Origin of the sequence: Cohnella sp. 56, assembly GCF_037963805.1 — a bacterium.
In the GTDB taxonomy this organism is placed as follows: Bacteria; Bacillota; Bacilli; order Paenibacillales; family Paenibacillaceae; genus Cohnella.
Genome location: NZ_JAZDQE010000010.1, coordinates 97,643 through 118,678 on the forward strand (window position 1 = coordinate 97,643; position 21,036 = coordinate 118,678).

Below are 21,036 nucleotides of genomic sequence, written 5' to 3' on the forward strand. Positions count from 1 at the left end.
CCCACAGGAATCGTTCATGCCAATCCGGCGATGTTCCACTATCGGGCCTTCCTCTGCCGTGATAAGTTTGAACCGTTCCATCGATTGCAAGCGGTTACAAGAAAACGGCTGCGTCGCCGCCTTCCTGCATTCCCGACGATCGATCATCTCACTTCAAGGAGGTAAGCACATGAACAACTCCGCATCCGCCCGCACCACCGAACTCGACGTATCGGCGGCAACCGCGCCGGCGTCGCAGCCCGACCGTCGCTGGTACAGCGCCCGCAGCCTTCGCAAAGAAGCGCGCAACAACTACCAGCTCTACCTGATGATGCTGCCCCCGCTGGCCTGGCTGATCATCTTCATGTACGTCCCGATGTACGGCGTGCAGATCGCATTCCGCAGCTTCCGCGCTGTGGACGGCATATCCGGCAGCCCGTGGGTCGGGCTGAAATACTTCAAAAAGTTTTTCCACAGCTACGACTCGATGCAGGTGCTGGCGAACACGTTTGAGGTGTGCTTCTACACGCTGCTCGCCGGCTTCCCGCTCTACGTGCTGCTGGCGCTGCTGTTGAACAACACGAACCGCCGGCGCTTTCGCCGCTTCGTGCAAATGTCGACATTCGCCCCGTACTTCATCTCGATCACGGTCGTCGTCGGCATGCTCATCCAGTTCCTTTCGGTACAGGACTACGGCATCGTCAACAATATCATCCGCTTTTTCGGCGGCGAGCCGATCCTGTTCATGACCAAGCCGGAATGGTTCAGCAGCATCTATACGTGGTCGAACATCTGGCAGGGAGCCGGGTTCAACGCGATCATCTACATCGCCGCGCTCGCCGGCATCGACCAGGAGTTATACGAGGCGGCCGTCGTCGACGGCGCGTCCAAGCTGCGGCGCATGCTGCACATCGACCTGCCCGGCATTATGCCGACCGTCTCCATCACCTTTATCCTCGCGATCGGGCAAGTGATGAACCTCGGCTTTTTCGACAAAATCTATCTGATGCAAAACTCGCTCAACCTGGATCGTTCGGAGGTCATCTCCACCTACGTGTACAAAACCGGGCTCGCTTCTTCCCTGCCCAACTACTCGTACGCGGCCGCCATCGGACTGTTCAACACGATGATCAATCTGGTGCTGCTGCTGCTCGCCAACCGCATCTCGCGCCGGGTCAACCAAACCAGTCTATGGTAAAGAAGGAGCCAACACGCCCATGAGAAACTTGTATGCTACACGCGGCGACCGAAGGTTCACGGCGGTGATCGACGCGCTGCTGCTGCTCGTCCTGATCGTCACGCTGTACCCGCTGCTCTACATCGTCAGTTCGTCGTTCAGCGCGCCTTCGGCCGTCACTTCCGGCAAGGTATGGCTGTGGCCGGTCGACGTCAGCGTTGCCGGATATCGCGCCGTTTTCCACTACGGCGGCATCTGGCAAGGCTTCGCCAACACGCTGTACTACACCGTCGTCGGTACGCTGATCAGCCTGGCGCTTACGGTGCTCGCCGCCTACCCGCTGTCGAGGCCCGATTTTCGCGCAGGAACGCCACTGATGCTGCTGTTTACGTTTACGATGTTTTTCAGCGGCGGGCTCATTCCGACTTACCTGCTGGTAAACCAACTGGGTCTTTACGACAATCGGATGGCGATCATCCTGCCGTCGGCTTTGGCCATCTACAATCTGATCATCACGCGCACCTTTTTCCAGACCGGCATTCCCAAAGAACTGCTCGAAGCGGCGAAAATCGACGGCTGCAGCGATTTCTCGTTCGTGCGAAGCGTCGTGCTGCCTCTCTCGGGTGCGATTCTGGCGGTGAATGCGCTGTTCTATGCGATTGGCTACTGGAACAACATTCAGAGTGCGCTGATCTTCCTGAAGTCCAACGACAAAATGCCGCTTCAGATGCTCCTTCGCTCGATTCTAATCCAGAATCAAGTCGATCCCAGCATGACGGCGACGCTCAATACCGCCGCCCTTGCCGAACGGGCTAACCTGCGGGAACAGCTCAAATACGCGCTCATCGTCGTCTCGAGCCTGCCGGTGATTCTGCTGTATCCGTTCGTTCAGCGGTATTTTGTCAAAGGGATCATGATCGGTTCGATCAAAGGCTGAGCGCGCGGCGCTCGGGAGAGGGGGGATGCTTGTCGCTCGGCGGCTTTCGCTGTCCGGCACGATCGGTTGCGATCGGGATACGGAAATGGAGAAGCCAGGCGCCCGGACGGGATACGTTGCGGGATCACGGAGAAGTCGGCACGATACACATTCCATTCTGGAGGGGCGACACATGGTCAAATTCGCAAAAGCGGGGCTTGCCGTGCTGCTGGGAGCAACGGTGCTGCTGGCAGCCTGCAGCAAGGACAACGGAAACCACGAGGCCGCGGGGACAAAATCTTCGGGCACTGCACCGTCATCGGCTGCAGGTACCCAGACGGCAGCGGATTCCAACCTGACGGAGCCGGGCACATTCCCGCTTGTCAAGGAGAAGGAGACGCTGAAAGTATGGGCGGACCCGCCGAGCTGGATCGGCGATCTGGATGACAACTGGTTCACGAAGTATTTTGAGAAGAAAACGAATGTCCATGTCGAGTGGGTGCGGGCGAACATGGAGGATCATGCAAACAAGCTGAACCTGCTGCTGGCCAGCCAGACCGACCTGCCCGATGTCATCATGTCTTGGGGAGTCAGCAATGCGCAGCAGATCGCCTACGGCGGACAAGGTCTGTTCCTTCCGCTGAACGATCTGATCGACAAGTACGGCTATGCGACGAAGCAGGTGTTCGCGTACAATCCGCTGATCCAGAGCACGATTACCGCCCCGGACGGCAAAATTTACGGACTTCCTGCCATCAATGAATGCTATCACTGCACGTACAGCCATAAGATGTGGATCAACAAAACCTGGCTCGACAATCTTCACCTGTCCATGCCGACGACGACGGAAGAGTTCTACCAGGTGCTCAAGGCGTTCAAGGAGCAGGATCCGAACCGTAATGGGAAAAAGGATGAAATCCCCCTTACCCGAGCTTCCTGGCAAGGCGGCATCGACTTCTTCCTGATGAATTCGTTCATCTATAACGGTGCGGGCAACCGGCTCATGCTGCAGAACGACAAAATCGTACAGGCGCCGACGCAGCCGGAATGGCGCGAGGGGCTGCGCTACCTGAACAAGCTGTACAAGGAAGGTTTGATCGATCCCGAGTTCCTCCTTCAGGACGACAACAAGCTGAAAATATTAACGGGCTTAACCCGCGAAGGCAATCGCGTAGGCGCCGTAGCCGGAGGAACGCTGGCATTCGTCGATTCGAGCGACAGCAATCCGGTGAAGGACGACTATGTGGCGCTCGCGCCGCTTAAAGGGCCGAAGGGCGTCGCATTCGCCAAAGAGTACGCCTTCGGTATGGGCGTCGGCAACTTCGTCATTACGAAGCAAGCGAAAAACCCGGATCTGGCGATGCGGTTCGCGGACGCGATCTACCAGCTGTATTTAGAAGGCGACTACAACGTGTTCGGACCCGAAGGTGACGTCTGGGTCAAGGCTGAGGCAGGCGAGGTCGGACTCGATGGCAAGCCGGCCAAGTACAAGGTGCTCAAGAGCGGTCAGGAGCCTAACAACTTTACCTGGGGCGACGGCCTGAACGCGTTCATGACGTCTGATTGGCGCAATTCGCAAGCGGTAACGCCGGGAGTATGGAATCAGGAAAAAATCCTTTACGACGAAACCAAGAACAAATACGACGGCAAGGGCCCCGCGCAGGTCATGCCCAACAGCTTCATGATGCCGGAGGAGGATGCGGTGGAGTACGAGGAGTTGAACAACGCCGTCATCAAGTACTTGGACGAAAGTGTGGCGAAGTTCGTTACCGGCAATCTCGACGTCGACAAGGATTGGGATTCGTATCTGGCCACCCTGTCCAAGATCGGCTACGACCGGCTGACGGAGCTGACCCAGAAGGCTTACGATCGGCAATATAAAGGTAAATAACAACAAGCAGACAAGCGGATAGGCGGGACCACCGGCGCGTTCCGGCGTCAGTCGTGTCCCGCTCGTCCGCATTGCGAAGGGACGGGAGCATCATATGGTCAAGGGTTCATGGGAAAGTATTGACGAGCGGCCGATTCCGGCCTGGTTCGACGAAGCAAAATTCGGCATTTTTATACATTGGGGCATCTACTCGGTTCCGGCGTGGGGGCCGAAGCGGGACAGCGTGGACGTGTCCGGCGAAGCGTACGCGGAATGGTACGGCAGCGCCGTGCACCGCGGCGGCAGTCAGTACGAAGCGTTCCACCGCCGCGTGTACGGCGACAAGGTCAAGTACGAAGATTTCGTCGCCGGGTTCAAGGCCGAGCTGTTCGATCCCGACCGGTGGGCGGAGTTGTTCCGCCGGGCCGGCGCGAAATACGTCGTGCTGACGGCCAAGCATCACGACGCCTTCTGCCTGTGGCCGAGCGAATACCGCTGGAACTGGAACAGCAAGGACGTCGGTCCGGGCCGCGATCTGTACGGGGAGCTGTCGCAGGCGGTGCGGAAGACGGGACTGCAGATGGGCGCGTACTATTCCTTGCTCGAATGGCATAACCCGCTGTATTTGCGCTCGCCAGGGGAGTATGCGCGCACGGTGATGATCCCGCAAATGAAGGAACTGGTCGAGGCTTACAAGCCTTCCCTCCTGTTCACCGACGGCGAGTGGGAGCACAGCAGCGAGGTATGGGCCAGCCGGGATTTTCTGACGTGGCTGTTCGAGTCGTCGTCCGTCTCGGGGGAGATCGTGGTGAACGACCGCTGGGGCCAGGAAACGCGCGGCTGGCACGGCGGATACTTCACGACCGAATACGGCGAGGTCGGGTACGGGCCGGAAGGCCAGGTGCTAACGATGAGCCGGGAGCGCAAGTGGGAGGAATGCCGCGGAATCGGCACATCGTTCGGCTACAACCGCAATGAGACACTCGACGATTACATGACGGAGCGCGAGGTCATCCACCTGCTTATCGACACCGTGAGCCGGGGCGGCAATCTGATGCTGAATGTCGGACCGACGGCAGACGGCCGCATCCCGGTCATTATGGAGGAGCGGCTGCGGCAGATCGGCGATTGGCTTGCCGCGAATGGAGAAGCCATCTACGGCACAACGCGCTGGAGGCGGAGCGCCGAGGGCGACAACGTGCGATTCACGGCGAAGGGCGACGCGGTATACGCGATCTGTCTGCGTTGGCCCGGCCGCGAGCTGGCGCTGGAGGCGGACGGCTTGCCGGATGAGCCGACGGTGGAGCTGCTCGGCTGGCCCGGCGGAGCTTCGCTCTCAGCGCGCAAGGAGGGCGGCAAGCTGCTGATCGCGCTGCCTGACATCGCGGAAGCCGCCGGTGACGGGTTCTCCCGGCCTGCTTACACGTTCCAAATAAAATAAGCGGTTCCTGAGCTTGAAGGATACGACCTTTCAAGGAGGAATAATGGATGCGACTTACGAGTGAAGGGTGGGGAAAGAGCGCATTACGGACATTCGGCGCACTGGCGCTCGGGCTCGCCGCCTGGGGGCTGCTCGGAGCGGTCCGGCATGCAGAAGCTTCCGTGTTCCCGCGGGCGTCCCAGCAGCCTGATACGACGATCAGCTATGTCAATCTGGAAGGCGACAGTCTCGCGGACGTGTTCATGATGACGTCGCTGCAGGGCAACGTGAACAGGACGAAGCCGCAGATTTACTTGGTTAACGGACCCGTCGTCGACTACAACGCCCACAGCAACGTCAAGACGGGGCAATACTGGCTTGACAAGCTGACCGGCTATACGAAGACGGAATACACGGACAAGTACGAAATGATCGCGAATTTCGCCGACAGCCTGGACGGCTGCATCCTGTACGACGGCAACATTTTCGACTACACGGGAGTGTTGAAGCAGTTCCAGCCCTCCGACAACGCGCTGGCCACGATGAACTTCGCGGCGATGCTGAGCTCCCGCTACCATGCGCTCGTGCTGACCGAGGAGCAGCGCGAAACGCTGATCGATGATTACGGCGTCACGCTGCCGATTCTGTTCGATACGACGACATCCGACTACGACACATGGCAGGAAGTATACGATTATGCGCTCGAGAATCTCGCTCCTTATCTACGCACCGACATTACGGCGCATGACGGGCATTTCTTCCTTGCGGATATGGACTATATCATCGCCCAAGGAATCTTCACGTACAATCGCGTGCTGCACCCGAACCCGGCGCAAGCCGCGGACGAGAACGAGATTCTGGAGCTGGGCGGCGACAACACACCCGTCATCGGCGCCTGGCATCTGCAGCAGGACGAAGCCGGACTCGTGACGGAGGTGACAGGGCACGGGCGATTCTACACCGTCACTTACGAGACGTGGAACCTCAGCTGGACAAGCGGTTTGCCGGAAGCGACGCTGACCGGCCGGACTCCGACCTCTCCGGCGCCGGTGCCGGACGAGAACAAGGTGTATATCAGCTTCAACGTGACCGAGGGCGACAACACCTCCTTTCTCTATCATACGCTGCCCGTGCGGTACGACCAGACGGAGCGCGGCGATTATCCGATCGGCTTCGAGATGGTCAATACGCTGAACGAGCTGGCTCCGAATATGGCAGCTTATTATTACGGCAGCCGCTCGAACAGCAGCCTGATTACGCCGGCTTCGGGCGTCGGGTACACGAACTACTTGATCCCGCAAGCCTATCGCAACGACTACCTTGCGCTTACCGACGACTACATGGCCGCAGCGCACAGCACCGTCGTCCGCACGATGTGGAACGATTTTGGCTCGGCGCTGCCTTACGCGTCATTGAGCCACGCGAGCGGCGTGCTGGTCGGATATCGCGGCGCCCAGATGGGCGGAGGAGAGCCGACGGTTGACGGTGCGGCGACGAGTCATCTTCTCTATCAGGGCAAGCCTTTTCTGAAAAACTACGACTTCGCGCATATGAACGACATTCTGAGCTACGAGGGACCGACACCGGCCTTCTTCAGCGTCTCCGCGCTCGGGTGGAATGTGTCTCCGGCGGAGATCAAGGATATCTCCGACAAGCTTCCCGCGAACTTCGAGGTCGTGTCGCCGGAGGATATGATCGCCCTGTACGGCGCTTATTACACGCCCAGGTTCGCGGATGTGACGGAAGCCGCGTTCAAGCCGCTCATGACGGCGGACGAGGCGGGCTTCCTGCAGGCGGCGCAAGGCTCGAACGTGATCACTGCCTCGGGACTGCGTTATGCCGACGGGGCCGGTTATTGGACGTATAAGTTCGATCTGGACGATGACGCGGCGGCCGCGTGGCTTCAGATGGATCTTGCGAACAACTACCGCGTTTACGCTTCCAAGGACAACGCGACGTGGACGCTTGTCGCCGCGGCGGCATCGGACGTGCACGACGAGAGCAACCGTTCGGTCGTGTCGGCGGACTTGTCGACGCTGCTTGCCGGCAATGCGGGAAAGACGGTTTATGTCCGGTTCACCGACGGCTCGACCGGCGACGGCTGGGGCCCCGCGCTGCGGCAGCTGAAGCTGTTCACCGACAAGTCGCAGCTGCGCTCGCACCGGATGGCGACGAACGGAGACGGCGAAGAAGCGCCGTTCCTGTATGCCGATTCGGGCTCGTTCGTCGTGAACGGCACGACCCGCGTGGCGGACGGAACTGAATCTTTCGTCTACCGCTTCGACCTGGCCAACGATGCTGTCCATGCCGTCGCGACGCTTGATCTGTACAACAATTACCGCGTCTACGCTTCGGCCGACGGCGTCGCCTGGACACCCGCCGCCGCCGCGGCGTCGGACGTGCATGACGGCAGCAACCGCGCGGACGTGAATGTGGATCTGTCGGCGCTTTTGGCTGTCGGCAATGCGAGCAAAACGGTCTATCTCAAATTCGCCGACGGCTCGACCGGCGACGGTTGGGGCGCCGCTCTCAGCCGCCTCGAGCTGTTCACCGACACCGGGGATATCATGGACGCGGACTTCAAGACGGTCGGCAACGGCGCGGAAACGCCGTACCTGCTGCGGGATGACGGCTCCTATCTGGTCTATGGCAATCAGCAGGGCCGCAGGGTGGCGGATGGCGGAGCTTCCTTCGTCTATCGGTTCAACCTGGAGGATGACGCTGTTCGGGCCAGCGCAGTCATGCGGCTGGAGAACAATTACCGCGTGTACGCTTCGGCCGACGGCGCCGCTTGGACGCTTGTCGCCGCTGCGGCTGCGGATGTGCATGACGGCAGCAACCGCGCGGACGTGAACGTGGATCTGACGGCGTTATTGGCCGGCGGCAATGCGAGCAAGACGATCTATCTCAAGTTCGCCGACGGCTCGCCTTCGGACGGTTGGGGCGCCGGACTCGGTCGCATCGCGATCGTGACCGACCTTTCGGAGGCTTCGTCCGTTCGCTTTGTACCGGACGGTCAGGGTGCGGAAGCTCCGTATTTGCATGCGGATAGCGGATCGGGCATTTATGCGGGTCAGGCGCGCTATGCGGACGGAACCGGCTATTGGGTGTATCGGTTCGACCTGGACGATGCAACGAATCGTGCCCACGTCCTGCTCGACCTCGCCAACAATTACCGCGTATCGGCGTCTACGGACGGCTCGACATGGACTTCTGTGCTGGCGGCAGCTTCCGACACGCATGACTTGAGCAACCGCGGCTGGCGCGCGGTCGACCTGACAGCTTACGCGACAGCCGGCGCTTCCCGCACGGTGTACCTGAAGTTCGCCGACGGCTCGACCGGCGATGGCTGGGGACCGGCCCTGTTCGGACTGGAGCTGTATACGGACCGCAGCCAGCTGGAGAGCGCTGCCTGGGCGGCGAACGGCGACGGCCGGGAAGCCGCGTTCCTGGAGACGCAATCCGGCTCCTACGCGACAGGCGGCGATCACCGGGTGGCCGACGGCAACGCGTACTGGATCTACAAGCTTGATCTGCAGGATGCGGTCAAGCGGCTGGCCGTCCATCTGGATATGATGAACAATTACCGCGTCGCCGCTTCCAAGGACGGCACGAACTGGACCGTCGTGGCTGCCGCAGCTTCCGATGTGCACGACGGCAGTAATCGCGGCATTGTGAAGCTGGACCTGACGAATTACCTGGATCTGAACGACGGCGGTAAAACCGTGTATCTCAAGTTCTACGACGGTTCGCCTGCGGACGGCTGGGGCGCGAGCTTGTATCGCTTGGAGCTATACACCGACCGCACGCAATGGTCTTCATTCGACTTGGCTGCGGACGGTAGCGGCGACGAAATTCCGTTCATCGAGGGGGATTCGACGGAGCTGTCGGGAGGCGCCCGAATCACGCCTTACGGCAAAGGCATCACGTATCGGTTCGATCTCGACGATCGGACGAACTCGTTCGCGCCGGTGCTGGACATCGCCAATAACTATGTCGTTTATGCAACTGCCGATCCGACGGCCGCCTATACGAAGGTCGCGGAAGCGTCCTCCGCCGTGCACGACGAGAGCAATCGCCAGCTGCTGACCGTCGATCTGAGCGCATTCCTGATCAACAACCCATCCAAGACGGTGTATCTCTATTTCGGGAATGCCGATGCTGAGCAGGATGCCGTCGGCGGCAAGCTCTGGAGCCTAACGTTCAATCCTTAACGGGATAAAAAGGAGAGTTACTACGTGTTCGATCGCAAAAATGCTTTTTTCGGTTTGCACTTTGATCTTCACCCCGTCCTCGAGGACACGAGCCTTGGCGCGGACGTAACGGGGACGCGCGTTCGGGAGCTGCTGCTGCGCATCGCGCCCGACTATGTGCAATACGATTCCAAAGGCCACTTCGGCTATGCGGGCTACGAGACTGCCGTCGGCACGCCGTCTCCGGGCATCGTCCGCGACGCGCTGGCGATATGGCGAGAAGAGACGCGCAAGCTGGGGATCGGGCTGGGCGTTCATTACTCGGGTCTGTATGATTATCTGGCAGTCCGGCAGCATCCGGAATGGGCGCGCATCGGCCCGGAAGGAGAACCGGACGCCGAAGCGACGAGCGTGTTCGGCCCCTATGTCGATGAGCTGCTTGTTCCGCAGCTCGTGGAAATCGCCGACAGGTACGACGTGGACAATGTCTGGCTGGACGGCGAATGCTGGGGCGCGAAGCTTGACTACTCGCCTGCCGCTCTGGCGGCCTGGAAGGCGGAAACCGGCTGGGACGACGCGCCGACGGACCGTGGCGACAACCGTTGGCCGCAATGGAAAAGCTTCCACCGGGCAGCGTTCGAGCGTTATCTGCAGCATTGGACAGGGGAGCTTCGCCGGCAGCGGCCGGAGGTGCAGATCGCCAGCAATTGGGCGTACACGACGATGTGCCCCATCCCCGTCGCGGCGCCGATCGATATCGTCTCGGGCGATTACGATCCGATGCTGTCCGCGGATCGGGCGAGAACGGAAGCCCGTTATCTGACGAACGTCGGGATGCCGTGGGAGCTGCTGTCCTGGGGCTTCGACAGCGCCGACGGCCAGGAGGAGCTGCTGAAGTCGCCGGCGCAGCTCAAGCAGGAGGCCGGCGTAGTCCTTATGCACGGCGGCGGGTTCATGCTGTATTATTTGCCGACGCGTTCGGGCTACATCGCCGACGAGATCGCAGACACCGCGGCCGACGTCGCCGCGTTCTGCCGGGCGCGGCAGGCGCTGTGCCATCGCAGCGTCTCCGTACCGCAGGTGGCGCTGCTCCATTCCGCCGCCAGCCAGTTCGACGTATCCGACCGGGTGTACACCTGGTGGGATACACCGCTGCAGGAGCTCGAGGGCGCGCTGCATGCGCTGCTCGAGTCGCACTATTCCGTAGACGTGCTGACGGAATATATGCTGATGGAGCGGCTGGACGAATTCCCGCTGCTTGTCATTCCTGATTCGCCGGTGTTGGAGGAGAGTTTCCGCGAGCGCGTGCTGCGGTATGTCGAGAAAGGCGGCAAGCTGCTGCTGCTCGGGGAACGCTGCGCACGGCTGTTCGCGGAAGCGGATGACAGCCGCGGGGAGGCGGGCGACGGTGGCCCGCTCGGCGCTCGACTGGTCGGGGAGCCGTGCGAGGTGCGGGCGCAACTCGTGTCCGGTGCGGGCAAGATCGGCTGCCCGGGCCGGTGGCAGGCCGTCGAGCCGCTCGCGGCGGAGACGCTGTCGCTGCGCTATCACGGCGAAGGCGTGCAGGAGCGCAGCGCCTATCTGGATGTGCGTGCCGAAGGCGTATCGTCGGATCATCTCGCGCTGCGGCACGAAGCCGTCGCCGCGACGCTGCGCCGGTACGGTCGCGGGGAGATCGCCGCCGTGTACGGGCCGCTCGCCGACCGCTATTATCACAGCCATCATCCGTTCATGCGCCGCTATATCGGCGATATCGTCCGCCGCCTGTTCCCCGCTCCCGAGGTGACGACCGACGCCCCGGCCTGCGTCGACCTCGCGCTGCGGCGTTCGGCGGACGGCGCGCTGTGCGTGAATCTGCTGAATCTGGCAGGAATGCCCGTGTCCAATCGGCGCGGCTTTCCGGATTACATCCCGCCGATCGGTCCGATTCAGTTATCGGTTGCGGCGGCTATCAAGCCGACCTCGGTCGTGTGGGAGCCGTCGGGTCAGCCGCTCGATTACGAATGGCGCGACGGACGCGTGGAGTTCGTCGTGCCGGAACTCGACATTCACGGTGCGGCGGTCATCCGGTAGCGCCGGGGAACAAAGCCCGAACAGCGCCGCCTAATGCTCGCAAGAAAAAATCCCCCGTACGGCGACAGATGAAAGGACATCTGCGGCCATGCGGGGGATCATTTTTTTCGTTTTTTTGACGATGCCTCTTCCCTACTGAACCTCGATCATTGCTTTCCAATTGTCAGGATTAATAATCCATCCCGATGAAAATGCCTCCACGAAAATATCTTTCGGATGTCTCATCTCCACCTTTTGATAATCGCCATGCCCAAGGTTTCAAGGGCTTCCTGATTTGCTTCTCGACTGGATCGGTGCCACAATCCAACTGGAGCAGGCCGGCTCCAATACACCCGCAATGTCCGATATAATTTGAAGCATGTAAAGGTTCGAATCCCGAATCCCTAATCCCGAATCCAAACAATCCGGACATCGAATCTATGAAATCCGCACTAGGCATTCCTTGACGAATTCGTTAACGTGATAAAACTACATTTATATAAGACGGGCATTGGGCATATGAGATGGATATCGCTGTTATGGATCCCGTTCCGATTTCATCTCGAGTTCGATTACGAAGCCGCTTATTCTGATCAAGAAAATGATGGTCGACTGGAACAGAGGCGCGAGGGAGTTCGACGGCAAATTTTCGAAGGACGAGGTCGGTACGATCGGAGAGACGTTCAAGCGAATCTCGTCGGAGAACGAAGAGCTGGCCAGGAGGCTCATTCGTTCGGAGTTAAAGGAGAGGGAAGCGGTTTGACATTTCTTATCCTTCTCTTTATCATATAGGCACGCTTAATTTCCGGTTGCAATGTCCGGAAAGCGGGGGAACCCAGTCAAGTGGGGCGAATCACTTCGCATGAAGTGTAGGGTACCATCTTACCCGAGTCCGTCAGCTAACCTCGTCAGCAATGGATGGGTCTATTTTTTCTTTTCTTTACAGGTAAATCCCGGACCCTATTATTCAGGGTCTTTTTGCGTTCTGCGGACCCTGCTGGCATTTATCATCGGACTGGTTCAATACAGGAGAGAGGAGGCTTCTACATTGCCGTTTCACACGAATCCCCAGTAGAACACGAAAAGGAGAGTGCTAAAATGGCGAAAGCAAAATACATAATAGGCGGGATCCGGCATGCGTGATAGCCGGCATGTCCGTTTTCTCGTTTCCGCTCCGAATCAGGACGGCCGATCGTTCGTCAAACAGTTGATTCGACGAGAATTGCCATATGCGCTGCTCACGAACAACAAAAAGGAAAAAAGCAGGCTGCAGCGGTCCAAGCATGCGCAGCTGGTGCAGGTGAAGACGGCCGAACCCGACACTTGGCGGCCGCCAGGCCTCGATGCCGATCTAATCATCCTATTTGAGAGAAGTCCTGCGCTGTCTTGGCGGTACGTTCAGTTTTGCCGGACATGGACCGAGAGCCCCATCCATATTTTTACCTGCAGGGGCAGCTTCATTTCCAAGCGAAGAGAGATGGATATCCAGGTTCATCAACATATCGCGGGTATTGATCCCGCGTACCTGGATATGAAAATCGACTCTTTTATCGGTTGTGTCTCCGGGCGTGCGGACGAGTTATGGCAGGAAGCATATATAAATGAAGGAATCCGCTGATCGTCAGCGGCATTCCTTCGCGACCGGGACATACGTCATTGACCGGTTGGCCGGATTTCGGTAACATCGAATAACAAGCTCCCTGGCGCATGGGCAATCTCGTCAGGCGAGCCTTTCTTTTATTTTGGGGAGGAAGAGATGAATTCAATCCAACAACTGATCGCCGATCTGGGCGTCGCGTCCGGCCTGTCCGCCGATCTGGCGAATGCTGTCCTGATTGTCGGCATTGCGGCCCTTAGCATCCTCGCGCATTATGTCACCAAGAAGGTCGTGCTCAGCATCACTTCCCGATATATCCGCAGCAACCGCTATAAGTGGGCAGATCATTTCCTCCGTCGGAAAGTGCTTCAGAGACTGTGCCACATCGTTCCCGCCATTATTATTTATTCCTTCTCGTACAGCTTCCCTGGCTATCACCGTCTGATCGGGCAGGGAATCGCAGTCTATCTGACGATCGTGGCGATCATGGTGCTCGACGCGCTGCTGAACGCCATGAACGATATATATACGACCTACGAGATCTCCAAGAGCCGCCCGATAAAGAGCTACATTCAGGTCGTAAAAATATTTTTGTTCGTCATCGGCGGCATTGTGGTCATCTCCAATCTGATCGGACAGAGTCCGCTCATCCTGCTCAGCGGCATCGGCGCGCTGTCTGCGGTCATGCTGCTGATCTTCAAGGACTCACTGCTGGGCCTAGTCGCAGGCGTCCAACTGTCCTCCAATGATATGGTGCGGGTCGGCGACTGGATCGAGATGCCCAAGTACGGTGCAGACGGGGACGTGATCGATATCTCTTTGAACACCGTCAAGGTGCAAAACTTTGATAAGACGATTACGACGATCCCCTCGTACGCGCTCATCTCCGATTCGTTCAAAAATTGGCGGGGGATGCAGCGGGCGGGCGGACGGCGCATCAAGCGCTCGCTATATATCGATATGAACAGCGTAAGCTTCTGCAAGCCCGAGATGCTCGAGCGGTTCGAACGCATTCAGTATCTAAGCGACTACATTCGGGAAAGGGCTATGGAGATCGAGCTGTACAACCGGGAACGCGAGATCGACCGCACCGTGAAGGCGAACGGTCGCGCGATGACGAATATCGGCGTATTCCGTGCCTATATCGAGCGGTATCTGGCGCAGCATCCCAGGATTCATCGTGATATGACGCTCCTCGTTCGCCAGCTGCCTCCAGGCGAGAACGGTCTGCCGCTGGAGATCTACGCATTCACCGATACGACCGTATGGAGCGAGTATGAAGGCGTACAGTCCGATATCTTCGATCATCTGCTCGCGGTCGCGCCGGAGTTCGGGCTCGTCGTGTTCCAGAACCCTTCCGGCCACGATATGCGCGAAATGTTCAAGCACGAGCCTATGCGCTCACGCATCGCATCGGGAGGAGACGCTCCCTATCGGTAATGGTCGGCTGGGGCCATAAGGTTCGGTGAGCGCGCACGTCTGGCACAGAGCAGATCAATATGATATCCCGATGAATAAACAAGCCCCTGTACCTGTCCTGGCGACGGTGCAGGAGCTTGTTTTCGTGCCGAGCATGGCCCGGCCGACGATGCTCCGGAACTTCTTCATGCCCCGTCTGAGACTGTGGGAACCGGCGCATGACGGCAGCCATGAATGACGGCGAGAAAATGCCGGGTATGATAGGCATGCTGGGCGAGCTACTTCGCCGCGGCTTGCTTCACGGCAGGATGGAGAAATTCACATTGCAAATTTAGTGTCATTATACTTAACATCGTGAAAACGCCTTCCAATCAACGCGAACGTTTCCGAAATATGTAAGCGAACACATCACAATTGAATTCATTCGCCGCCGCCGCAACAAACAAAAAATAGCTAACAAAAACAAAATGCGGCCATTTGAATGTGACTTTAATTAACATAGTATGGACTTAGGCAATCGGCAACAACCGTACAAGCAAAACGGGGAGGGCAAACAAATGAAAAAGAAAAATGTGGCAGTAGGTCTGGCAATGACACTCGGAGTCGGGTTGCTGGCGGGGTGCGGCAGCTCGAACGACGATTCGAGCGCTTCGCAGTCGGCGGGCGCTTCGGCGAGTACGGGCGCCAGCGCCAGCGCGTCGGCCAGCTCGAGCGCAAGCGGCGAAGCTTCGGGCGGCGAAAATATCAAGGGTACGATCACGTGGGCGACGCACCGGACCGAACTGGTCGATACCGACCTGAAGAAGTATGTCGAAGCGTTCGAAGCCAAATACCCCGGAACCACGGTCAAGATTGAAGGACTGAAGGACTACGAGCAGACGATCCGCGTACGGATGGCTGCGAACGAGTTGCCGGACGTACTCTCGCTTGTCGAGACGACGCAGTCGGACTTGCCGAAGTTCTACGAGCCGCTCGACGATCTCGGTCTGGATGACAACATTTACTTCAAGGACTACAACTCCTATGACGGCAAGCTGTACGGCATTACGCAGCAGGTGGCGATCAACGGACTGCTGTACAACAAGCAGGCATTCGCCAAGGCCGGCATCGCCGAGCCGCCGAAGACGCTTGACGAGCTGTTCGCCGATGCGGACAAGCTGAAGGCTGCAGGCATCGTGCCGATGGCGACCGCCTTCAAGGACGCCTGGACGCTCCAATACTGGACCGACCCGGCCGAGTTCATCTACGGCAGCACGAACCTGCGCAACGACAAGATCAAGACGGATACGCCGTTCACGGTCGACGGCGCATACGGTCAGGGTCTCGGCATCCTGAAGCAGCTCTATGACAAGGGCTATCTCGAGAAGGATGTCTACTCGGCGACGTGGGATCAGACGCAAAAGGATCTCGCCTCCGGCAAAGCGGCGATGATGTACATCGGCAACTGGGCGATCTCGAACCTGCTCAGCAACGGCCTGTCGCTCGATGACATCGGCTTCGTCCCGCTGCCGTACGACAACAGCGGCACGTACAAGGGCATGATGCGCAACGACTGGGCGTACGCAGTCAGCGCGACGAGCAAAAACAAGCCGCTCGCGAAGGCGTTCATCAAGTTCCTGCTCGAAGAGTCCGGCGACTACAAGGATCACATGATCATCTCGCCGCTGAAGGATCAGCAGCAAAGCTTGAAGCAGATTACCGACTTCATGGCCTACAAGCCGGAGATGCTCGAAGCGCAGTCGATCGGCGAAGACGTGAAGGCCGTCGAGAACAAAATGCAGTTCGATCCGTTCAAGTTCATTCAAGAAGTGACGGTCGGCAAGATGCAGGACGTGTTCGACAGCTACAACAAGAAGTGGAAGTCGACGAAGGCGGCGCTCGGCAAGTAACGGGACCGGCGGGCGCAATTGCGGCATGACCGACAGAAGCGGATGGCCGGTCCTACGGACATCCGCTTCTGTCGTGTCCAGCCCCGTCCGTCGTTTAGGAAAGGAGTGCTAGCGGATGATCGACAGCCTGTCGTACAGCCTGCAGAAGCGGATTTTGATCGTCCTGTTCCTGCTCGTACCGATCGCGCTGATGGCGGTATTCTCGCTGTATCCCACCGGGTATCTGGTTTTTCTCAGCTTCATGAGCTGGGACGGCTTCAGCCCGGAGAAGACCTGGGTAGGTATCGCCAATTACAAGGAAGTGTTCCAGACGAAGGAGATCTGGCAGGCGTTCGGCCACAACTTCGTCTATGTCATCTGGGGCCTGCTCCAAAATGCGCTCGGCCTGTTCTTCGCGCTGGTGCTTAACTCGAAGCTGAAGGGGCGCAACGGTTACCGGGTTATGCTGTTCATGCCTTATATTATGAACGGCGTCGCCGTCGCTTATATGTTCAACTATGTGTTCAACTCGGAATACGGCTCCTTCAATATGATGCTGCGCGGCATGGGACTCGATTCCCTCGCGATTAGCTGGTTCGGTTCGCCGAAGGCGGTCAACCACGTACTGGGCTTCATCACGCTGTGGAAATTCATGGGCCTCAACATGGTCATTTATCTCGCCGCGCTGCAATCCGTTCCTTCGGAAATCATCGAAGCCGCCAAGATCGACGGCGCTTCGCGCTTCCAGACGACGATGCGCGTCGTATTGCCGAATATCACCCAGGTCATCGAGCTGAATCTGTTCCTGACGATTATCGGTACGCTCGAGATGTTCGATCTGCCGTTTATTCTGACAGGCGGCGGACCGCTTGGCGCGAGCGATACCTTCCTGACGAAGACGGTCGCTACGGCATTCAAGTTCAACAACTTCGGGCTCGCGTCCGCCATGAGCATCACGCTGATCGCGCTGGTCGTGGTCGTGCTGGGCATCCAGCGGCTCGCAACACGGAGGTGGTCGGAATGAGCGAGAAGCGCTTCGCGCCATTGTCCGTGTTCCAGCATCTCATTTTGTGGATCGCCGTCCTTGTGATCGTATTTCCGCCGTTTGTGCTCGTGCTGAACGCGTTCAAGAGCAAGACGGAGTTTGCCCAGACGAGCGTGTTCAAGCTGCCGCACAGCTTTCTGAACTTCGACAACTTTGCCGCGGTCATTACGCGGGCGCATCTCGACCGCGCCTATATGAACACGCTGTTCATCATCGTGATCGCCGTCATCGGCAATGTGGCGCTCGGCACGATGGTGGCGTATGTGCTCGGCCGGTTCGATTTCAAGCTGAAAAACCTCATCATGGGCACCTATATCGCACTGTCGTTCGTACCGACGATTACGACCCAGGTCGCGACCTTTACCGTCGTGAAAAACCTGCATCTGTACAACACGCTATGGGCGGCCATCGTCCTGAACCTGGGCACAAGCGTGCTGCAGCTCTTTATCTACTTGCAATTTCTGCGGAATATTCCGAGGGAGCTGGACGAGGCCGCGATGATGGAGGGCGCGTCGCTGTTCCGCATTTACCGGACCATCATCTTCCCGCTGCTGACGCCGGCGACCGCGACCATCGTCATCATCAAGACGATCGGCATCTACAACGACATGTTCACCCCGTACCTGTACATGCCGGCGCAGAAGCTGACGGTCGTATCGACCAGCCTGATGAACTTCTCGTCGGAGCGGAGCACCGAATGGGAGATGATGTCTGCGGCGATATTGCTGATTATGCTGCCGATCATCGTGCTGTACTTGTTCTTCCAGCGGTATGTGTTTGCCGGGATCGTGAACGGTGCAGTAAAATAGCTGTACTCGCACGGTCAGACAACGGGAGGAAGCGGCATGGTGAAGAAGGGTTGGAAAATCGCCGGACGGGCGATCGACAAGCTATGGGTGGCGTTTGCGAATCTGAATATGCAGCAGAAGCTGCTAATCGTATTCCTGACGCTGGTCTGCCTGCCGCTCTTCATGATCAGCTACGCTTCTTCCTATTACTATGCCCGTTCGATCAAGGCGAACACGACGTCGTACGCGACCGAGATCACCTCGAAGACGCTGCTTAAGCTCGACGATTACGTGACGGACCTGTACAATATGTCGGCGATGCCGCTGTACAACAAGGACTTCCTCGACTGGCTCGCGGACCCGAATACGGGCCTTGCGAAGGAGCAGGGGATGGACCTGTATATCTCGAATCTGAACAAAATCAAGCCCGATACGGTATCGGTCTATGTGTTCGATAACTACGGGCACGTCAAATACAACATCAAAACCGGCGGCATGCGCAACAACCTGTCGGAGGTCGAAGGCGACTGGACGAACATCGCGAAGGCCGCGGACGGCAAGCCGGTGCTCGTCAGCACGCAGGAGGTCTCGACCGGGAAGGACAACTACTACGCCTTCTCCGTCATCCGGGAGCTCAAGCAGGTGAAGTTCGATCTCGCGCCGATCGGCTTCATCGTCTTCGACACGAACATTACGGCGTTCGAGCGCCAGTTCCGCGATCTCGACGACGTGACGAAGGGGCAGACGATTCTCGTCGACGAGAACGATAGGGTCGTCTATGCGACCGACCGGTCGCTGCTCACCCGCAATCTGTCGGGCGAAGAGGCGATCCGGCGCGCGACGTCGACCTCCGGCTCGTTCCCGAGCGAGCTGGGCGGCGAGTCGTACATTACGACGTACGCGAAGTCTTCGCTGACGAACTGGAAGCTGCTCGTCTTCATCCCGACGCAGGAGACGACCCGTCAGGCGTCGGTCACCCGCAACGTGACGCTGCTCACGTCGGGCCTGTTCGTGCTGCTGGCGCTCGGCATCGCGATCGCGATCTCGTATGCGCTCACCCGGCCGCTCAGCAAGATCAAGGCGCTGATGCAGGAAGTACAGACGGGCAATCTCGACGTCAGCTTCAACCAGCGTTATCGCGACGAGGTGGGCATGCTGGGCAGACACTTCAACATTATGGTGACGCGCGTCCGCGATCTGCTCGAGGAAGTGAAGACGACGCAGACGCGCAAGAAGGAAGCGGAGTACGCGGCGCTGCAGAGCCAGATCAATCCGCACTTCATCTACAATACTCTCGAGACGATCCGGATGAAGGCGGAGCTGAACGACGACGAGGAAGTGGCCGACATGACGTTTACACTCGGGAAGCTGCTCCGGTACGGCGTCAACCACGAGGAGCAGCTCGCGACGATCGGGCAGGAGCTCGAGCATCTGGGCAACTACATCGCGCTGCAGAACGTGCGGTTCTCGAACAAGTTCAGCATGGTCGTCGACATTCCGGAGCGGGATCACGGCATCGGCTGCGTCAAGCTGATGTTCCAGCCGGTCGTGGAGAACGCGATTCACCATGCGTTCAAAAACCGGCTGGGCACCGGCACCGTTCGGATCGGCGTCCGCCATGAAGGCACGGACGTCGTCTTCACCGTCGCCGACGACGGCTGCGGCATGAGCGGGCGGGAGCTGAAGACGCTGCGCGAACGCGTGGCCGGCCGTCTCCCGCCGGCCGTGCCGGGGCGCGGCATCGGCCTGCGCAACGTGCGTGAGCGGATCAAGATGCAGTACGGCGAGGCGTACGGCCTGCGCATCGACAGCCGGGAGGGCGAAGGCACGGTAGTCGAGATTCGGCTGCCGGTGCCGACGGAGCGAGAGGAGGCGGAACTATGCTGAAGATTATGGTCATCGACGACGAGGAGCAGATCCGCCTCGGCATCGCGAAGATTGTGTCCAAGTATCCGGGCGGCGTCGAGATCGCCGGCCAGCACGGCAACGGGCTGGAGGCGATGCTGCAGCTGTCCGGCATGGGGCCGGACGAGCTTGACGTCATCATCACCGATATCGAGATGCCGATGATGGACGGCCTGCGCTTCATCGAGCAGGCGAAGGCGAAGCTGCCGAACGTCGTTATCATTATGCTGAGCGGATACAATGACTTCGAATATGCCAGACGCGCGTTGCGTGCGGGCGCGACCGATTATTTGCTCAAGCCGATGGACAAGGCCGAGGTGTTCAAGCTGCTGGACCGGTGCCTGGAGGCGAAGAAGGCGGATGGGCAGCAGGCGGCTGCCCCCGGTTCGGAGCCGTCCGGGGAGGTGCGCGATGCGGGCGATACGGACATGCAGTCTGCCGCGACCGCCGTTGCCGCCGCCGCGCCGCCGTACAGTCTGGCCGCGGCGACCGCCGACCGGATTTGCAAGCTGATCGATCAGGCATACAACCGCGACATCGATCTGACCTATATCGCCGACACGGTCGGCTTTAACGCGAGTTATATCAGCAAGCTGTTCAGCCGCGAGAAGGGCGAGACGATCACCGACTACCTGAACCGGGTCCGGATGGACAAGGCGAAGATGCTGCTGCGCGACCATCCGGGGCTGAAGGTGTACGAGATTGCCCACCTTGTCGGCTACGGCGACAAAGTTTATTTTCAGAAGCTGTTCAAACGAACGGTCGGCGTGACGCCGCTCGAATACCGTGCGGGCACGCCCGACTAGC

General features: G+C 58.9%; 15 protein-coding genes and 1 riboswitch. All 15 genes read left to right on the forward strand.

Annotation, left to right across the window (positions count from 1 at the left end; translation table 11 throughout):
* Positions 1 to 169 precede the first annotated feature (169 nt).
* The 15 genes from VQ071_RS17800 (at position 170) to VQ071_RS17870 (ending at position 21,035) form a co-directional block, all read left to right on the forward strand.
* Positions 170 to 1,177, forward strand: coding sequence for an ABC transporter permease (locus tag VQ071_RS17800; RefSeq protein WP_340515456.1), 1,008 nt, complete (start codon positions 170 to 172; stop codon positions 1,175 to 1,177).
* A gap of 19 nt (positions 1,178 to 1,196) precedes the next feature.
* Positions 1,197 to 2,093 (forward strand): carbohydrate ABC transporter permease, encoded by an 897-nt coding sequence (locus VQ071_RS17805; RefSeq protein WP_340515457.1) that lies wholly within the window; start codon positions 1,197 to 1,199, stop codon positions 2,091 to 2,093.
* A 172-nt stretch (positions 2,094 to 2,265) separates the two neighbouring features.
* Entirely contained in the window at positions 2,266 to 3,963 is a 1,698-nt protein-coding gene (locus VQ071_RS17810; protein ID WP_340515458.1) for an extracellular solute-binding protein, read from the forward strand.
* Between the two features lie 94 nt (positions 3,964 to 4,057).
* Positions 4,058 to 5,383 carry an alpha-L-fucosidase gene (locus VQ071_RS17815; protein ID WP_340515459.1) on the forward strand — a complete coding sequence of 442 codons (1,326 nt, stop codon included), beginning with the start codon at positions 4,058 to 4,060 and terminating at the stop codon, positions 5,381 to 5,383.
* A gap of 47 nt (positions 5,384 to 5,430) precedes the next feature.
* Positions 5,431 to 9,576, forward strand: coding sequence for a GxGYxYP domain-containing protein (locus VQ071_RS17820; RefSeq protein ID WP_340515460.1), 4,146 nt, complete (start codon positions 5,431 to 5,433; stop codon positions 9,574 to 9,576).
* Between the two features lie 24 nt (positions 9,577 to 9,600).
* Positions 9,601 to 11,628, forward strand: coding sequence for an alpha-amylase family protein (locus VQ071_RS17825; protein WP_340515461.1), 2,028 nt, complete (start codon positions 9,601 to 9,603; stop codon positions 11,626 to 11,628).
* Between the two features lie 583 nt (positions 11,629 to 12,211).
* Entirely contained in the window at positions 12,212 to 12,370 is a 159-nt protein-coding gene (locus VQ071_RS17830) for a hypothetical protein (RefSeq protein WP_340515463.1), read from the forward strand.
* Between the two features lie 22 nt (positions 12,371 to 12,392).
* Positions 12,393 to 12,536, forward strand: a riboswitch (cyclic di-AMP (ydaO/yuaA leader).
* Positions 12,537 to 12,742: 206 nt separating this feature from the next.
* Positions 12,743 to 13,225: a hypothetical protein gene (locus tag VQ071_RS17835; RefSeq protein WP_340515464.1), complete on the forward strand. Its 483-nt coding sequence runs from the start codon at positions 12,743 to 12,745 to the stop codon at positions 13,223 to 13,225.
* Between the two features lie 138 nt (positions 13,226 to 13,363).
* On the forward strand, positions 13,364 to 14,644 hold the full coding sequence (locus tag VQ071_RS17840; protein WP_340515465.1) for a mechanosensitive ion channel family protein: 1,281 nt from the start codon (positions 13,364 to 13,366) through the stop codon (positions 14,642 to 14,644).
* A 70-nt stretch (positions 14,645 to 14,714) separates the two neighbouring features.
* On the forward strand, positions 14,715 to 14,861 hold the full coding sequence (locus VQ071_RS17845; protein WP_340515466.1) for a hypothetical protein: 147 nt from the start codon (positions 14,715 to 14,717) through the stop codon (positions 14,859 to 14,861).
* Between the two features lie 319 nt (positions 14,862 to 15,180).
* Positions 15,181 to 16,512 carry an ABC transporter substrate-binding protein gene (locus tag VQ071_RS17850; RefSeq protein ID WP_340515467.1) on the forward strand — a complete coding sequence of 444 codons (1,332 nt, stop codon included), beginning with the start codon at positions 15,181 to 15,183 and terminating at the stop codon, positions 16,510 to 16,512.
* Between the two features lie 115 nt (positions 16,513 to 16,627).
* Positions 16,628 to 17,515, forward strand: a complete 888-nt coding sequence (locus VQ071_RS17855) for a carbohydrate ABC transporter permease (protein WP_340515468.1) — start codon at positions 16,628 to 16,630, stop codon at positions 17,513 to 17,515.
* Positions 17,512 to 18,345: a carbohydrate ABC transporter permease gene (locus VQ071_RS17860; protein ID WP_340515469.1), complete on the forward strand. Its 834-nt coding sequence runs from the start codon at positions 17,512 to 17,514 to the stop codon at positions 18,343 to 18,345. Before VQ071_RS17855 ends, VQ071_RS17860 begins: the two co-directional genes overlap by 4 nt.
* A 36-nt stretch (positions 18,346 to 18,381) precedes the next feature.
* The gene (locus VQ071_RS17865) at positions 18,382 to 20,211 is read left to right on the forward strand and encodes a cache domain-containing sensor histidine kinase (protein ID WP_340515470.1); all 1,830 of its coding nucleotides are present in this window, start codon (positions 18,382 to 18,384) and stop codon (positions 20,209 to 20,211) included.
* Positions 20,205 to 21,035 carry a response regulator transcription factor gene (locus VQ071_RS17870; protein WP_340515471.1) on the forward strand — a complete coding sequence of 277 codons (831 nt, stop codon included), beginning with the start codon at positions 20,205 to 20,207 and terminating at the stop codon, positions 21,033 to 21,035. Before VQ071_RS17865 ends, VQ071_RS17870 begins: the two co-directional genes overlap by 7 nt.
* Position 21,036 lies beyond the last annotated feature (1 nt).

Coding starts and splice junctions, on each gene's coding strand:
- VQ071_RS17840 (WP_340515465.1), top strand. CDS start 13,364: ATGAATTCAATCCAACAACTGATCGCCGATCTGGGCGTCGCGTCCGGC.
- VQ071_RS17810 (WP_340515458.1), top strand. CDS start 2,266: ATGGTCAAATTCGCAAAAGCGGGGCTTGCCGTGCTGCTGGGAGCAACG.
- VQ071_RS17805 (WP_340515457.1), top strand. CDS start 1,197: ATGAGAAACTTGTATGCTACACGCGGCGACCGAAGGTTCACGGCGGTG.
- VQ071_RS17800 (WP_340515456.1), top strand. CDS start 170: ATGAACAACTCCGCATCCGCCCGCACCACCGAACTCGACGTATCGGCG.
- VQ071_RS17830 (WP_340515463.1), top strand. CDS start 12,212: ATGGTCGACTGGAACAGAGGCGCGAGGGAGTTCGACGGCAAATTTTCG.
- VQ071_RS17855 (WP_340515468.1), top strand. CDS start 16,628: ATGATCGACAGCCTGTCGTACAGCCTGCAGAAGCGGATTTTGATCGTC.
- VQ071_RS17860 (WP_340515469.1), top strand. CDS start 17,512: ATGAGCGAGAAGCGCTTCGCGCCATTGTCCGTGTTCCAGCATCTCATT.
- VQ071_RS17820 (WP_340515460.1), top strand. CDS start 5,431: ATGCGACTTACGAGTGAAGGGTGGGGAAAGAGCGCATTACGGACATTC.
- VQ071_RS17845 (WP_340515466.1), top strand. CDS start 14,715: ATGAATAAACAAGCCCCTGTACCTGTCCTGGCGACGGTGCAGGAGCTT.
- VQ071_RS17835 (WP_340515464.1), top strand. CDS start 12,743: ATGCGTGATAGCCGGCATGTCCGTTTTCTCGTTTCCGCTCCGAATCAG.
- VQ071_RS17850 (WP_340515467.1), top strand. CDS start 15,181: ATGAAAAAGAAAAATGTGGCAGTAGGTCTGGCAATGACACTCGGAGTC.
- VQ071_RS17815 (WP_340515459.1), top strand. CDS start 4,058: ATGGTCAAGGGTTCATGGGAAAGTATTGACGAGCGGCCGATTCCGGCC.
- VQ071_RS17870 (WP_340515471.1), top strand. CDS start 20,205: ATGCTGAAGATTATGGTCATCGACGACGAGGAGCAGATCCGCCTCGGC.
- VQ071_RS17865 (WP_340515470.1), top strand. CDS start 18,382: ATGGTGAAGAAGGGTTGGAAAATCGCCGGACGGGCGATCGACAAGCTA.